The following is a 16,075-nucleotide window of genomic DNA, read 5'->3' on the forward strand; positions in this document are numbered from 1 at the left end:
AATCTGTTGATAAGTAAGGGAACACTTTTTTTCGGTCAATCTGTTAATATATGCTAAGAAGTTATTATTCAAAAATATTGATTTGTGATTTATACTAGAGTTTTATGGAATGCGTGGATTTATAGATAAGTAGTAGGAGGGACAAACATTGATAAAACCAGAAACAATGGTTGTTGAAATAGATCATTTAGATGAAAAAGGTTCCGGACAGGCTGTAGTCTGGCGTGAAAATGAGTTAGGCAATAAGCGGAAGTTGAAATTAACCATCCCGCAAACACTGCCTGGTGAAAAGGTTCAGGTAACAGTCGATCAACCTGATCGTAAAAGAAGAAAGGCAATGCCTGAAGAAATCATCGAAATGAATGCCGATAGAATTGGACCTGCGTGTCCACACTTTGAAAAATGCGGTGGATGCGTCTGGCAGCACTGGGAATACAATGCTCAATTAAATCAAAAAACTTCCCATGTAAAACAGATGATTGAAGCACAAGGGTTCGATCCTGATCTTGTTCAAGACACAATTGGAGCGGACAATCCGTGGCATTATCGGAATAAAATGGAGTTTACATTTGCACCAGATGGTTCACTTGGTTTACATGAACAAGGAAATTTTCGTAAAATTATCTCCCTTGAGACTTGCTTAATCGCAGGGAAAGAAATGGTTGAAGCGGCAATGGAAGTGGCCGAATGGGTGAAAGACCATCAGTTAAAGGGTTATGACAAAGACTTACATGAAGGCTTGCTTCGCCACTTAATGGTGAGACAATCATTCGCAACAGGGGAGATTATGCTAGGATTATTTGCGACAGAATCGCCAGAAGAGCATTTAAAACAAGCTGCTGATGATTTAGTCAAGCGAATTGGTGAAAAGTTTCCTGCAGTGAAAAGCTTGATGTGGTTAGAAAACACGGATTGGGCGGACAGGACTCAATCAGAAAAGACGCATCTATTAGCAGGTCGTGACTTTATTTACGATGAAATGGATGGATACCGATTCCGTCTTTGGTTTGATACGTTCTTCCAAACGAATCCCGTTCAAGCGCAAAAGTTAGTTGATATCGCGATTGAAATGGGACAACCAAAGAAAACTGAAAAAATGATTGACCTTTTCTGTGGCGTTGGAACGTTTTCACTTCCGTTTGCGAGCAGAGTAGGGAAGCTAGCAGGAATTGAAATTGTCGAGACCTCTATTGAATCAGCAAAAAGAAATGCGCTTGATAATGGCCTAGACAATACTTATTTCCTAGCAAAGGATGCACGCAAAGGGATTGACGAAGTATTAGAAACCTTCGGAACACCTGAATTATTATTACTTGATCCTCCACGTTCAGGAGCAGGTGGGAAGGTTATGAGAAGAATTGGACGTGCCAAGCCAGAACGCATCGTTTACGTTTCATGTAATCCTGAAACGTTTGCGACAGATATTAAAGAACTAGAGCAGTTTGGTTATACGTTAGAAGTCGTACAACCTGTTGATTTGTTTCCGCATACAACACATGTGGAGTGTGTAGCCCAACTTGTTCATAAGGATTAATAAAAAGCTGTTTGGCTCAGTCACTAGACTGGGCCATTTTGTATGTAAGACTGTATGACCTAGGGTCGACAAAAAATGACATATATCGAATCGTGACTAGGCACCGAGTACAAATCCTTTATTAGTGTTATAATTTATTTTTGATAGGAACAAAGATGTAAGGGTTTTCCTTCGTGAGAGTGGGTGTCATGTTGTTTTTTTCATTAAGAAATCGTTTATTACTCGTTTTTACTTGTTTATTAACAGTTCCATTTATTATTTTATCTTATATGATACCTGCCTTATTTACGTCCGTTATACGAGAACAGACTCAAGACCTGACTATCGAAATGATGGATCAATATCTGCTTTATGTCGAATCTATTTCGACGCAGGCACAGGATATAAGCAAGCAAGTATTAGTGAACGAAACCACTCAAGAATGGCTAAGAACAACTAAAAAAGGCTATCAAGGTGAAGAACGTGTCAAGTTGCAACAACAGCTTAATGACCTTCTATCCTCGGTGATGATTAATAATTCAAATGGGATTTCCATTTCATTGCAATTGAATGATGGTCTTGGCACTTGGGGGTTTAATGATTCTCTAGATGAAACGGAGTGGTTTCAGGACTTTAATAAAAATGAACAACGTTTTGTAAAGTCACATTTGGACCCTTATCAACCAAATCATGAAATGAGTAGTAGACCGGTTAATAGCTATCTTTTGCCCCTTATTGATACAAACACATTTATCTCAAGTGGAGTTATCAAGGTGAATTTTCCTACAACTTTGCTTGAAACAGCTTTAAACCAAATCAGTATCGGTAAGAATGGTCACGCGTATTTAGTAGACAAGCATGGAGACAATGTTTTATCCGGGGAAATGGATACACCTAATGAAATCATCCAGCAAAGTTTGGACCAAATCACAAATAATGTATCTCAAAAAGGATTAATTCAGCTACCCAATAATAATGAAGAATATCTAGTCTTTTATCAAAAACTCCCGGTTGGAGACTGGATTTTAATAAGTGAAGTAACGGAGTCTGACCTATTTTCAAAAGTGAATCGTCTGCAACGGAACTTATTGATAACAAGTATATTTGTATTTCTATTAACAATAGTAGCATCTTTCGTACTTTCCTCTACTATTACAGGTCCTTTAGGAAAGTTAGCAAAAGCAATGGGGTTTATAGAAAAAGGAGATTTTACAGGTGCAAAAAGGTTTATGCCTACGATTAAATCTCAAAATAATGAAGTGAGTTACTTAATCAAGGTGACTAATCATACAGTAGAACAATTAAAAAAACTAATTGAAACAGAATATAAAGCCAATTTACGTAGAAAGGATGCGGAATATAAAGCTTTATTGCTACAAATCAATCCTCACTTTATGAATAATACTCTTGAGATTATGGGGAGCTTAGCTGTTCAAGGGAGAAACAAAGAAGTGATGAATGTAAGCATCTATTTAGGGAGAATGTTACGATATTCCTTAAATACGAAAAATAAAGTTGTTAACCTAGATGAGGAACTAAACTATATAAAAAACTACACAGACATACTAAAGTTAAGGTATGAAGACATGATCAATATTAATATGGAGATAGATCCCGAAACAAAAAACCTCCCTATTATTAAATTCATTTTACAACCGCTCGTGGAGAATGCGGTAAAATATAGCTTTAGTGAAAAAGCGGAAGCTACTATTTCTATTAAAACTAAAAAAGTTGCCGACCGGATTAACATAATAATAGAGGATAAAGGGATTGGAATGTCTGATGAAGTTAGAACTGGCCTTTTAGAATCAAATGAAGAGATAAATGTATTAGATAGTAAGGGAAATAGTATTGGGCTAAGAAATGTTCTTGGACGTTTAACTCTTTATTATGGTCAAGGCTTTTCCTATGAAATCGACTCAATCGTGAACGAAGGTACTAAAATTACCTTAAGTATTGAGTTAGAGCGGGGTGAACTACATGATTAAGGTACTCATCGCTGACGATGAGATTCAAATTCGAAAAGGGTTACGATTGAAAGTAGATTGGGACAAAGAGGGATTTGAAATAGTTGAAGAGGCTTCTAATGGGAAAGAGGCACTTGAGAAAATCAAAAACAAGGACATCGATCTAGTCATTACAGATATGAGAATGCCGATTATGGATGGCGTTGAATTGGCAAGACGATGTCATATTGAATTTCCCCATGTAAAAATCATTGTGTTGTCAGGATATTCCGATTTTGATTATGTAAGGAACTCACTGAAACAAGGAGTAAGAGACTATTTATTAAAACCAGTTGCACCAGATGAATTGGAAGAAGCCATAAGGAAAATTCGGGATGAGATCAAGGATGAGATGGCGAAAAAAGCAGAGCTTGTTAGGATGAACCAACTAGCTAATTTACATCTACAAGAAATGCAGGAACAATATATCCTTTATCTAGTAAAAGAGGAAAGACTACAACCCAATATTGTAAAGGAAAGACTTCAACAATTACAGTTAGAGGAACTTCTAAATGAAAATGCAAAAGTACAATTTATTACCGTAGAAATTAGAGAAGCCGCTGATCCTATTAAGCTAGAAGAACTTATGCTTCCCTTCCAAATGGTGTGTAGAGAGATTGTGCAAGAACAAAAAGGAACATACTTGTTTAAGGATCCTAGCTATACGAAAATGATTCAGTTTTTACAGATAATTGAATCAGACAGGCAAACATCAACTCGTACTTCTCAACTAGTAAAGAGAATCCAACATACCATTAACAAGTATTTGAAATTGGATACTGTTATAGGAATTGGGAATGTTGTAAATGGTCTGATGGAATATAGAAGCGGTTATATTTCAAGTTTACTTGCTTGGAGTCATAGCCTGCTTGGGGCAAAATCTCAGGTTATTGATCAAATAATTCCAAGAGAAGAGGTCTTTAACTTTTCACCTGATATCGAGAAAAGGTTAACGAATGCGATTGAGCATGCTGATTTGCTTGTTTTCAAAGAAAACGTACATTCCATACTTGGGGGAGTAGAGAATCAGTCGGTTTTGTCGTTTTCATTTTCTGCTAATCATGTATTATTCCTGTTAGGTTCGCTGGCAAAAAAATATGGCATAGAGACAAGTAATATTCAAAATGCAATTTGGAATTGTCAACAGAATATCTGGAAACTAAACTCTCAATATGAAGTGAAAGAGAACCTTATCCTGCTAGCGGAGTTAATTATTGAAAGGGTCCGTCAGACACGTTTTTCAAATAAGGCAATTATTGAAAGTGTTCGAAGTTATGTGGACCTTCACTATGCTAGTGAAATATCCCTTACCACTTTATCAAAGCTTTTCCATATTAATAGTGCTCATTTATCAGAAACGTTTAAGCACCATGTTGGTAAGAACTTTAGTGACTATCTTGTTCATCTGAGGATGGAAAAAGCAACGGAATTACTTAAAGATCATCAGCTTAAAATTATTGATATTGCAAACTTGGTAGGCTTTTCTAGCTCAGGATATTTTAGCACAGTATTTAAGAAACACTATGGACAAACTCCTGTGGAATTTCGGAATTCGATGACTGGAAATGGTTAAAGTGGAGGGGATTATGATTGAAAAAATGGTGGGCAGTTATTATTATCATTGTTTTATTGGTTTTGGCATGGTCCATTATAGATCCTTCATTTATTAACCGAACAAACAAAGATGATAAAAAGATAGAAACTAGGCAAATTGAACTGACTTACATCCGGAACCTAGGAAACGAAGCGTTCACTCAAGCGTATGAAGAGATTGTCGCTGCCTTTGAAGCGAAGCATCCTAATATCAAGATTAATATGCAATCCATGCATTGGGGTAATGAGTATGAATTAAGACTGCGCACAGAATTAGTAGCTGGTAACCCTCCCGATATTATGGCGATTGATAGCCCTAACCTAGCTCTTTATGCAAGTGCAGGGTTTCTCTTATCACTTGATTCGTATATGAAAGAGGTGGGTTATTTAGAAGATATACCTAAGGGGTTATTAAACGGGTTAACCTATAATGACGAAATCTATCTCGTTCCTATTGTGGAACCAAGTATTGCCTTATTTTACAATATAAACCTCTTCCAAGAAAATGGAATCCCGCTCCCTTCAAAGGATCCAAATAATCCTCTGTCATGGGATGAGGTTTTAGAAATTGCCATAAAAATCAATAATCCAGAAAAGGGAGTAATAGGAATTGATCCCTCCCAAGGATTTGGTGGTGGGGAAGGACCTGCTTATTTTAAAATGCCTATCCTTTGGCAGTTTGGGGCTGATGTGTTAAGCCCTGACGCATCTACAGCTGAAGGTTATTTAAATTCAGAAGCAGCATTGGAAGCATTGCATTTTTATCAAGATTTGTATCAAAAACATCATGTAGCAGCAGTTGAATTGCCTCCTAATGCTTTTGAAACAGATAAGCTCGCTATGACTGTATTGGGGTCTTGGCACCTAGAAGAGTTAAAAAAGCATCCTGGCTTTGTACTCGGTGAAGATTTTGGTGTAGCTCCATTGCCTAGGGCTCAATCCCAAGTTGCCCCTAATGGAGGCTGGGCACTTGGAATTTCATCAAAAACCAAACACCCAAAGGAAGCATTGGAATTTGTTAATTTTGCAACAGGTAAAGAAGGTTCTAAAATATTCACTGAAATTACAGGTGATTTACCTGCGAGATTTTCAGTAGCCGAGGAGTTTCCGGAGCTTAATGAATACCCCAAAAATATATTTATTGAACAAGGACAACATTATTCAAAGAACAGACCGGTTACCCCAGCTTATCCTGTTATAAGTGAGGCCATTAAAGTTTTATTTGAAGATGTTGGGAAAAACGGGAAGGACGTCAAGGCCGCTGCTAGTGAAGCGGTTGAGAAAATAAATAATAGCTTAATGGAAGTAAAAACACCATAAAACCAGTCATCCTCTAGTTCAAAAACTAGGGGATTTTTATATTAGATGATAATTTCGGCACCTATAAGGTTACTAGCAAAGCAATGTAAGCGATGACATATCCCGAAAATATTAAAACTCTTCACCCGAAAATATTAAAATCTTAGCCCAATTTATTTTGTTATATTAAGAGCGTAATGAAAGGGATTTCATTTTTAATTTATAACATGGATAGGAGGTAATACAAATTGGCAGAGATTGTAAAAACAAAGCAGGCCATTCAGGTTAGCAAACCAAAGAAAATGCATCGTCATCTAGAGTATATTAAGAAAAATTATATTCTTTATTTGCTTATCGCTCCGGCTGTGATTCTTACAATTATATTTAAATATGTACCAATATATGGGGCATTGATAGCATTTAAAGATTATAGTCCAATCAAGGGGATTATGGGAAGTGAATGGGTAGGATTTAAACACTTTACAGACTTTTTGACATCACCCAACTTCCTTCAAATTTTAGTAAATACGATTAAATTAAGTTCCTTTGAGCTTCTGATTGGTTTTCCAATCCCAATCATATTAGCCCTTATGCTAAACCAGCTTAGAAAATCAGGTGTTAAAAAGAATATCCAATTAGTCTTATATGCACCCCATTTTATTTCAGTAGTAGTCATTTCCGGAATGGTTTTTCTGTTCCTTTCACCCGTAGGGCCAATTAATGCGGTGTTAGGCATTTTCACAGACAAACCAATTTCATTTATGTCTGAACCAGAATATTTTAGATCGATTTACATTTGGTCGGGTGTATGGCAAGGAGCTGGCTGGGCATCTATCATTTATGTTGCTGCCTTAGCGAACGTAGACCCGCAATTGCATGAAGCAGCTAAATTAGATGGTGCTTCCTTACTCCAGCGCATTTGGCATATTGATCTTCCTACATTAAAGCCTGTTATGGCCGTACTATTTATTTTGGCGGCTGGTGGAATCATGGGCATTGGATTTGAAAAGGCCTATCTGTTACAAACATCAATGAACATACCATCATCAGAAATTATCGCAACCCATGTTTATAAACGCGGCTTGCTAGCAGGAGATTATTCATTTGCTACTGCAGTAGGATTGTTTAATGCTGTTGTAAACGTTATTTTACTTGTGTTTGTTAATCAAGTAGTGAAAAAACTAAACGAAGGCGAAGGTCTTATCTAAGGAAGGAGGAGAATTATGAATAACAAAATTAAACACTCAAGAGGGGATCGGGTCATTCTCGCCATAAACAATATCATGTTGGGAATTATTGTACTTTTGATCCTTGTACCATTATTGTATGTTTTTCTATCATCCTTCTTAGAACCTAATGCATTAATTAAGAAAGGGCTTTCGCTAAGTCCATCTGATTGGTCGTTAGAAGGTTATACACGAATCCTAACCGATGGAACCATTATGAGGGGCTTTCTCAATTCAATCCTTTATGCAGCTGGATTTACAATAATAACGGTTACAATCTCAATCCTTGCAGGGTATACGTTATCTGTAGATGGTTTAGTTGGAAAAAAGATATTTATGTTCTTCTTCTTATTTACCATGTTTTTTGGTGGAGGATTAATTCCAACTTATTTTGTTGTCCGTGATTTAGGGATGCTTAATACAATTTGGGCAATTATTATACCAGGTGCTGTTAATGTCTGGTTTATTATCCTAGCTAGAACCTATTTTAAAGGAATTCCAAATGAATTAAAGGAAGCTGCAAGGATAGACGGTGCCTCAGATTTCAGAATATTTATTAGCATCGTCTTGCCTTTATGTAAACCTATTATTTTTGTACTAGCTCTTTATGCCTTCATCGGGCAGTGGAATGCGTATTTTGATGCCATGATTTATCTTGATAATCGAGATTTATATCCATTGCAACTAGTCCTGCGTTCTATTCTTATACAAAATGAGGTTCAACCAGGAATGATTGCAGATATTCAAGCTAGAAATGAGATTATGAGAATATCAGAAATGATCCGATATTCATCCATTGTAATTGCTAGTTTACCATTATTGATTATGTACCCATTCTTCCAGAAGTACTTTGAAAAGGGAGTTATGGTAGGTTCATTAAAATAATAAAAAGTGAGGGTTTCATTTATGAAAAATCTATTGAAAACTGCTTCGGTTGGTTTACTTTCTGGTGCGTTATTTATAACAGGGTGTAGCAGTAATACTAGCGGAACATTTTCATCTGAGGATTACGAGTTATCAAATGTTACGTTTCCATTAAAAGAAGAGGTAACATTAAAAATTATGACATCAAGTTCACCATTGGCACCCGCGGATCCAAATGAAAAATTGATTTTTCAACGTTTAGAGGAAAAAACAGGTGTTCATATTGATTGGAGGAATTATTCCACAGATGTTTTTGGTGAGAAAAGAAATCTAGCCATTGCAAGTGGAGAGCTTCCAGATGCAATCTTTAATGCTGGATTTAGTGACTATGAATTATTGAAACACGCTAAAGACGGCGTAATTGTTCCCGTTGAAGACATGCTTCAATATATGCCGAACTTACAGGCTATTCTAGAAAAAGCACCTCAATATAAATCAATGATGACAGCTCCAGATGGTCATATCTATGCATTCCCTTGGATTGAGGAATTAGGTCAAGGGAAAGAAAGTATTCATTCGCTTGATGCTTTTCCATGGATCAATGTGGAATGGATAGATAAATTAGGATTAGAGGTTCCGACAACCACTGAAGAGTTAGAGCAGGTATTACATGCTTTTAAAACACAAGATCCAAATGGCAATGGAGAAGCTGATGAAATTCCAATGTCCTTTATTATTAATGACGGCGGGCAGAATCCGCACTCATTATTTGGCGCATTTGGAATAGGTGATAACTGGGATTTCACTGTTGTGAGTAATGAAGGGGAAGTACAGCTTACAGCAGTTGATGAGGGTTACAAGAAAGCGATTAATTGGTTCAATGAATTATATAATGAAGGTTTAATTGATATTGAGGCATTTGAACATGATTGGAATACGTATCTAGCAAAAGGGAGAGAAAATCGCTACGGTCTATACTTTACATGGGATAAAGGGAATATCACAGGTATGGGCGAGGATTATCAATTATTAGCGCCATTAAAGGGGCCAGAAGGACATCAGAATGTGGCAAGAACAAACGGAATGGGCTTTGACCGTTCTAGACTTGTAGTTACATCTGCGAATAAAAATCTTGAATTAACTGCTAAGTGGATTGACCAGCTTTATGACCCAGCACAATCAGTACAAAATAACTGGGGTACGTTTGGAGATGAAACCCAACAAAATATTTTTGAATGGGATGAAAGTGCAGAAATGTTAAAACACCTTCCGTTAGAAGGTACTGCACCTGTTGAATTGAGAGAAAAAACATCAGTTGCTGGGCCGTTGGCAATCTTAGATAGCTATTATGGGGAAGTAACAACAAAACCAGAGGATGCAGCGTGGAGATTAGAGTTAATGAAAGAGGTAATGGTACCTTATATGCCAAACGAAAATATATATCCTAGAGTATTTTTCTCAATAGAAGAACTTGATAAACTATCTGCGATTGAAACGGACCTATTTGATTATATTAAGAGAAAACGAGCTGAATGGATTGCAAATGGCGGAGTAGAGGACGAATGGAATGACTATCTAGCCGAACTAGACAGACTAGGTTTACAAGAATGGTTAGAAATTAAGCAATCTGGTTATGACAGATATCAAGAAAATGAATGAGTAAATAAAATAAGGGCTGTATATTGCTTCGGCATTGGTACAGCCTTTATTTTCTACTAGCTTTAAGTTCACTATTTTCCTAGATAAAGGAGCAAATAAAATGACAAAAATGTATAAAGAGCAGTATCGACCGCAATTTCACTTTTCACCGCAAGAAATGTGGATGAATGACCCGAATGGAATGGTCTTTTTTAATGATGAATACCACTTGTTTTATCAATATCATCCATTTGGCACAACATGGGGACCCATGCACTGGGGCCACGCTGTGAGTAAGGATATGATTCATTGGGAGCATCTTCCGATTGCGTTATATCCTGATGAACTCGGAGCTATTTTTTCAGGTAGCGCGGTAGTGGACTGGAATAACACAACAGGATTTTTTGAAGAAAACCAACCAGGTTTAGTTGCCATTTATACAAGTGCTGGGACCTATCCCGATTCTGATCGACCATGCCAGCGACAAAGTTTAGCTTATAGCAAAGACAATGGGAGAACGTGGGAGAAGTATGAAGGCAATCCGGTTCTTTCTGACGTTGCTATCACTGATTATCGCGATCCAAAGGTGTTTTGGCATGAGGAGACGAATAAGTGGGTAATGGTACTAGCGACTGGACAAACCATTACCATCTATACATCACCTAATTTACTAAAATGGGAGTTTGCTAGTGAGTTCGGTCATCATGCAGGATCGCATGATGGAGTTTGGGAATGCCCTGATTTATTTAAATTACCGGTTAATGGTGACCTGGGAAATGAAAAATGGGTAATGATTGTAAGTATTGGTGATAACGGTGAAACGAAAGAAGGATCAAGAACTCAGTACTTTATTGGTGAGTTTGATGGGACTACATTTGTAAATGAAAACGATGATACGACTACGATTTGGCTCGATTATGGCAGGGATAATTATGCTGGTGTAAGCTGGTCTGATATCCAGGACGGAAGACGTATTTATATTGGATGGATGAGTAATTGGCGCTATGCAAACCAAGTTCCGACAAAAGAATGGAGAAGTGCAATGACACTTCCAAGAGAGCTAGCATTGGTAACTACCAGAGACGGGATTCGTGTGACACAAAAACCCGTAGAGGAAGTACATTCTATTAGAACAGAAACAATTGAACTTCAAGAAATGTCTATTGAATCAGGTAAGGAAGTTTCTTTGCCTTTAAATAACCAATTAATAGAATTAAATATTGAATTTGAAAAAGAGAGTTCAAATCATTTTGGTTTGATTATTAAGCATTCTGAAACTGAAAAAACAAAAATTAGCGTTGACGTTCTAAATGATTTGCTTTTAGTCGACAGAACGCTATCTGGAGAAAATGATTTCTCCTCTTCCTTCCCAACAGTGCAAGAGGCACCGTTGGAGTTGAAAAACAATCGTGTAAAACTACAATTGTTTATTGATACATCATCTATTGAGGTGTTTGCAAATGATGGGGAGGTAGCGGTTACTAGCCTAATTTTCCCGGAGGGGTTAAATAATGAATTCGTTTTAATTTCAAACGGTGGTACTACTAATGTATCTAATCTAAAAATAATGGAACTCGAGACAATTTGGAAGTGATTTGTAATTTTGAATAAAGCTCTAATCAATAACGGTTAGAGTTTTATTCAATTCATTTTATTCTGGATAAGGATGGTGTGATGGAATCATGAACTCTTCTATCATTTGTATTGGAGAGCTATTAATCGATTTTTTCTGTACCGATGTAGAAATTGACTTAGTAGAAGGACGAAATTTTCAAAAACAAGCAGGCGGAGCGCCAGCAAACGTGTGTGCAACAATCTCCAAACTAGGAGGTACAGCGCTGTTCAGTGGGAAAGTTGGCAATGACCCGTTTGGCCATTTTTTAAAGCAAACACTAGAAGAGTTGAAGGTTGATACGTCTATGGTGGTAATGGATGATCACCATCCAACAACGTTGGCCTTTGTATCATTAAAAGCGAATGGTGAGAGGGATTTTGTTTTCAACCGTGGTGCGGATGCGTTTCTGAAACAGGAGGACATTGACAAAGATAAGTTAAATAAAGCGATGTTGTACCATTTTGGATCCGCAACCGCATTATTAAGTGAGCCATTTCAGTCCACCTATTTAAATGCCATGGACACGGCAAAGAATGAAGGGGAATTTATCTCCTTTGATCCGAACTATAGAGTAGATCTTTGGAAAAATGACATTCATACTTTCATTGACTTGGCAAAACAGGGTATTTCTTTTTCCGATTTAGTAAAAGTAAGTGATGAAGAATTGAAAATCATTACGGGAAAAAGTGATTTGGCTGAAGGAACTAAGTCACTTCACCAATTAGGGGCAAAGGTTGTCGCCGTAACATTAGGGAAAGAAGGAACATATCTATCTACAATAAAAAAGAGTGAAATCATACCAAGTGTAAAAGTAAAATCAATTGACTCAACTGGAGCGGGTGATTCATTCGTAGGAGCAACACTGTATCAAATAGCAAAACAGGACCCAAAGAAAGTGATAGAAGACTTTGAATACCTTAAAAAGGTTATATCCTTCAGTAATAAAGTGGCTGCACTTGTGTGCACTAAGGTCGGCGCAATTTCTGCAATCCCGACATTGGAGGAAGTTATGGACTTAGGTTAATGCTTAAATTGGCTATATTCTTAGTGGGTTAAAGAGAAAAGAGGTAACCCCATGATGATAAGCTAAACTGGGTCATTATTAGAGGGAAGTATTCCCTACATAAGTATAGCTGACTTTACAAAGAACTCACCAGCACCCCATGTGTTGCCACATACACTCGTGACACGTCGAGTGCGTATCGCAACTCATTTTGAAAGAAAAATAAGTTGTGTTGCCACATACACTCTGCACATGTAGAGGCAGTTGTGGAGATTAGTGATTAGATAGTTGTAAAAAACTTCCGATTATGACTCAAATTCGGTTTCTAATTTTCAGTCCTGATTCAATAAATCCCGGATTCTTCTTAATAAGAATCCGGGATTTTTCTGTGTCTAATCTATTTTTCTTTCTCTATTACCGTCCAAAGAACAGAACTGAAAGGATAAGTGGTTAGATCACTATTTTATATTTCGGTGTAAAATCTTCACAGTAAATGTGGTTTTGCCTGTTGTACTGTTTACTTCAATGCTTCCTCCATGCAAGTCTACGATGTTTTTGGCAATGGCTAAACCTAAGCCTGATCCGCCAGTAAAGGCAGAACGGGATTTTTCATTCTGATTATTAGAATCCGGTCTTTTTTGTTTGTCCTTGGCTTTTGAACTGTAACTAAAAGGGCGAACAATAGCAGATATGCTAGTGATACCTGTTCATATGTTTGTTATAAAATATTAAGCATGGTATAAGTGTAAAAGAAGCTTACTATTGGAATTGAATATTTTAATTGAGCATTTCTTGAAAAAATAAATATTTTCTTCCTTTTCATACTCAAATGAAACAACAATTAGGATCTATAAATATTACAAAGGAAGTGAACCTATGGCAAAAATAATTATTATAGAGGATACGGAAAAGATAAGAGAGGAACTTAAAACCTTTTTAATTAGATATGGATATGAGGCTGTTGCGCTAACAAATTTTGAAAATATTATTAAGGATACTCTAAGGGAAGAACCTGATTTAATCCTTTTAGACATTAATCTACCCATATTTGATGGATACTATATTTGTAGAGAAATAAGAAAAACTTCCGATGTACCTATCATAGTCGTTACCAGCAGGGATAACGAGATGGACGAACTTATGAGTATGAATTTAGGAGCGGATGATTTCATTACTAAACCATATAATACTCAAATTCTATTGGCGAGAATTGAAACGATATTAAGAAGAGTTCACGGGTCCAGCCCTCGAGATACTATTGTTTATAATGATCTTAAGCTTAATTTATCCAATGGTTCTGTTAATTATCAAGGAAGGCAAGTAGAGTTAACGAAAAATGAAATCAAAATACTTTCCTGCTTGATTAAAAACAAAGGAAAGATAGTATCAAGGGAAGATCTAATGGACTTTATGTGGAACTCCGATGTTTTTGTGGATGATAATAACTTATCCGTTAATGTGACGAGGTTAAGAAAAAAACTAGAAGCAGTGAGAATGAAGGAAAATATAGAAACAAGACGTGGACTAGGATATATACTACCATGAGTATAAGAGATTATTTAAAAGATAGAACTTTATTTCTGCTAATTAATTTTATACTATTCATCATCGTATTCCTGATAATGTCACTCATTAACATTAACAGCAAAATCGTTCTCCTGGTTTTCTGCATATGGTTTTTCCCTGTTTTTTCTTATATAATTGTGGAATTTATTAAACAAAAAAACTTATATGTTGAGTTAAACAACCAAATGGAGAATTTGGATAAAAAATATCTCCTGTCTGAAATTATGAAAGAACCCGAATTTATCGAAGGAAAGTTTATATATGATTTATTAAAACAGGCAAACAAAGATATGCATGAACATGTAAAGATATATCGAGATATGGAACATGAATATAGAGAGTATATAGAAACTTGGGTACATGAGATCAAGACCCCTATTGCATCAGCAAGGTTAATGATAGAAAATAATCAAAATGAGATTACTAAAAACATTAATTTTGAATTAAAGAAAATTGAAGAATACATAGAACAAGTATTATATTACTCAAGAAGTAATAATGTTAGTAAAGATTATCTTATTAAAGAGGTTTCTTTAGCTAGCCTTGTAAGAAACGTCGTCAAGAAAAATTCCAGAGATTTTATTAGCAAAAGAATTTCTGTTGATATTGATGCTATCGAAGGGATTGTGTACAGCGACGTTAAATGGTTGGAATTTATCTTAAATCAAGTGATAGGAAATGCCATTAAATACACTAGGGAAGGTAATGGCATGGTGAAAATATTCACGACTCATAATGAAAACAATATAGTCCTTACCATAGAGGATAATGGCATCGGTATTATCGAGAAGGATATCAATAGAGTTTTTGAAAAGGGGTTTACTGGGGAGAATGGAAGGAAATTTGGGAAGTCTACCGGTATCGGGCTTTATTTGTGCCGAAAACTTGCAAAACAGCTTGGCTTGGGGCTTACTTTAACTTCGATTACAGGTGAAGGAACAAAAGTTAGTATCATTTTCCCTTTAGGAAAAGTAAACTTATTGCACTAATTTAATTTAAAAGAACGGATTTATAGCTATTGTACATTGCAGTAGCTATAAATCCGTTTTTAATTTAGCTCTTTGTTGCTCTTGGATGAATTGAGCATTGTTTCACCACAAGTTAGTGTTTTTATTTATGAGAAAAGAACATGCAAAACTTACTATAGCGTAGGCAATGCCTTATCTTTCGTTAAAACATCTTTAGGATTTTGTATTCTTTAAAACACTTGTATTTATTACCTTACAAAAATGTAACTTTAATAAAATCTAAACAAATATGTCGCCCTAATGACTGCTGATAAGATGTAGATAGGATATAAATTTAGGGGGAATTGGGATGAAAAAAGCATTAATTACAATACTAGCAGTATTTCTTTTAGGTGTGGGAGTTTTCTTTGGGTATGAATACGCTACTGAACCCAAAATTGTAGATGGTGTTATGTCAAAAAAAATCGATGACAAGGGGAGACCTATAGGGTTAACAAGTACGTTTGAACCGGGGGATACAGTTTATTTTTCAGCAAAGAGGAACCGATTCTGGATAGATAAAGCACAAATCGTTTGGTATAAAGGAGAAATTGCACCAGAAAACAGATTTTTAGTTGAGGAAGAAGTGATTGTTAACAAAGCGAAATATTTCTCTACCGAGCTATCCGTTCCAGAAGGTCTTGAAGAAGGTCATTACGGTGTTACTATTTATGTAAAAGGTTCAGATATTATGGAAACAAAAGCCGAATTTGATGTAAAAAAGTAGAGATTGAAAAGTAGGAAT

Annotated in this window: 12 protein-coding genes and 1 pseudogene; 12 read left to right on the plus strand and 1 reads right to left on the minus strand. The window is 36.2% G+C overall.

Annotated features, from left to right (window positions below):
- The first annotated feature begins 166 nt into the window (after positions 1-166).
- The 9 genes from rlmD (at position 167) to H0185_RS13565 (ending at position 12,778) form a co-directional block, all read left to right on the plus strand.
- Positions 167-1,534 carry a 23S rRNA (uracil(1939)-C(5))-methyltransferase RlmD gene (gene rlmD, locus H0185_RS13525; protein WP_221874085.1) on the plus strand — a complete coding sequence of 456 codons (1,368 nt, stop codon included), beginning with the start codon at positions 167-169 and terminating at the stop codon, positions 1,532-1,534.
- A gap of 188 nt (positions 1,535-1,722) precedes the next feature.
- Positions 1,723-3,501, plus strand: coding sequence for a cache domain-containing sensor histidine kinase (locus H0185_RS13530; RefSeq protein WP_246629185.1), 1,779 nt, complete (start codon positions 1,723-1,725; stop codon positions 3,499-3,501).
- Entirely contained in the window at positions 3,494-5,092 is a 1,599-nt protein-coding gene (locus H0185_RS13535; protein WP_246629186.1) for a response regulator transcription factor, read from the plus strand. Before H0185_RS13530 ends, H0185_RS13535 begins: the two co-directional genes overlap by 8 nt.
- Positions 5,093-5,109: 17 nt before the next feature.
- Positions 5,110-6,432 carry an ABC transporter substrate-binding protein gene (locus H0185_RS13540; RefSeq protein ID WP_221874037.1) on the plus strand — a complete coding sequence of 441 codons (1,323 nt, stop codon included), beginning with the start codon at positions 5,110-5,112 and terminating at the stop codon, positions 6,430-6,432.
- A 281-nt stretch (positions 6,433-6,713) separates the two neighbouring features.
- The gene (locus tag H0185_RS13545; RefSeq protein WP_221874088.1) at positions 6,714-7,619 is read left to right on the plus strand and encodes an ABC transporter permease; all 906 of its coding nucleotides are present in this window, start codon (positions 6,714-6,716) and stop codon (positions 7,617-7,619) included.
- A gap of 15 nt (positions 7,620-7,634) precedes the next feature.
- On the plus strand, positions 7,635-8,522 hold the full coding sequence (locus tag H0185_RS13550; protein ID WP_221874038.1) for a carbohydrate ABC transporter permease: 888 nt from the start codon (positions 7,635-7,637) through the stop codon (positions 8,520-8,522).
- Positions 8,523-8,543: 21 nt separating this feature from the next.
- Entirely contained in the window at positions 8,544-10,160 is a 1,617-nt protein-coding gene (locus H0185_RS13555) for an ABC transporter substrate-binding protein (RefSeq protein WP_221874039.1), read from the plus strand.
- A gap of 100 nt (positions 10,161-10,260) precedes the next feature.
- Positions 10,261-11,733 carry a glycoside hydrolase family 32 protein gene (locus H0185_RS13560; RefSeq protein ID WP_221874040.1) on the plus strand — a complete coding sequence of 491 codons (1,473 nt, stop codon included), beginning with the start codon at positions 10,261-10,263 and terminating at the stop codon, positions 11,731-11,733.
- An 85-nt stretch (positions 11,734-11,818) separates the two neighbouring features.
- On the plus strand, positions 11,819-12,778 hold the full coding sequence (locus tag H0185_RS13565) for a carbohydrate kinase family protein (protein WP_343223150.1): 960 nt from the start codon (positions 11,819-11,821) through the stop codon (positions 12,776-12,778).
- A 437-nt stretch (positions 12,779-13,215) separates the two neighbouring features.
- On the opposite strand, the pseudogene H0185_RS13570 reads toward H0185_RS13565, so the two are convergent.
- A pseudogene (locus tag H0185_RS13570) lies at positions 13,216-13,368 on the minus strand (ATP-binding protein); the annotation flags it as partial.
- 265 nt (positions 13,369-13,633) lie between these two features.
- Here H0185_RS13570 and H0185_RS13575 point away from each other — a divergent pair.
- From H0185_RS13575 to H0185_RS13585, 3 genes are all read left to right on the plus strand, one after another.
- A complete protein-coding gene (locus H0185_RS13575) occupies positions 13,634-14,302 on the plus strand; it encodes a response regulator transcription factor (RefSeq protein ID WP_221874042.1) in 669 nt (222 codons plus the stop codon).
- Positions 14,299-15,312 carry a sensor histidine kinase gene (locus H0185_RS13580; protein WP_221874043.1) on the plus strand — a complete coding sequence of 338 codons (1,014 nt, stop codon included), beginning with the start codon at positions 14,299-14,301 and terminating at the stop codon, positions 15,310-15,312. Before H0185_RS13575 ends, H0185_RS13580 begins: the two co-directional genes overlap by 4 nt.
- 328 nt (positions 15,313-15,640) lie before the next feature.
- Positions 15,641-16,057, plus strand: a complete 417-nt coding sequence (locus H0185_RS13585; RefSeq protein ID WP_221874044.1) for a hypothetical protein — start codon at positions 15,641-15,643, stop codon at positions 16,055-16,057.
- Positions 16,058-16,075: the final 18 nt, after the last annotated feature.

Origin of the sequence: Mesobacillus maritimus, assembly GCF_019749255.1 — a bacterium.
Lineage (GTDB): Bacteria > Bacillota > Bacilli > Bacillales > Cytobacillaceae > Mesobacillus_B > Mesobacillus_B maritimus_A.

Excerpts from the sequence above, each read along its gene's own strand:
- H0185_RS13575 (WP_221874042.1), top strand. The coding sequence starts at position 13,634 with ATGGCAAAAATAATTATTATAGAGGATACGGAAAAGATAAGAGAGGAA.
- H0185_RS13535 (WP_246629186.1), top strand. The coding sequence starts at position 3,494 with ATGATTAAGGTACTCATCGCTGACGATGAGATTCAAATTCGAAAAGGG.
- H0185_RS13555 (WP_221874039.1), top strand. The coding sequence starts at position 8,544 with ATGAAAAATCTATTGAAAACTGCTTCGGTTGGTTTACTTTCTGGTGCG.
- H0185_RS13580 (WP_221874043.1), top strand. The coding sequence starts at position 14,299 with ATGAGTATAAGAGATTATTTAAAAGATAGAACTTTATTTCTGCTAATT.
- H0185_RS13530 (WP_246629185.1), top strand. The coding sequence starts at position 1,723 with ATGTTGTTTTTTTCATTAAGAAATCGTTTATTACTCGTTTTTACTTGT.
- rlmD (WP_221874085.1), top strand. The coding sequence starts at position 167 with ATGGTTGTTGAAATAGATCATTTAGATGAAAAAGGTTCCGGACAGGCT.
- H0185_RS13585 (WP_221874044.1), top strand. The coding sequence starts at position 15,641 with ATGAAAAAAGCATTAATTACAATACTAGCAGTATTTCTTTTAGGTGTG.
- H0185_RS13545 (WP_221874088.1), top strand. The coding sequence starts at position 6,714 with ATGCATCGTCATCTAGAGTATATTAAGAAAAATTATATTCTTTATTTG.
- H0185_RS13560 (WP_221874040.1), top strand. The coding sequence starts at position 10,261 with ATGACAAAAATGTATAAAGAGCAGTATCGACCGCAATTTCACTTTTCA.
- H0185_RS13550 (WP_221874038.1), top strand. The coding sequence starts at position 7,635 with ATGAATAACAAAATTAAACACTCAAGAGGGGATCGGGTCATTCTCGCC.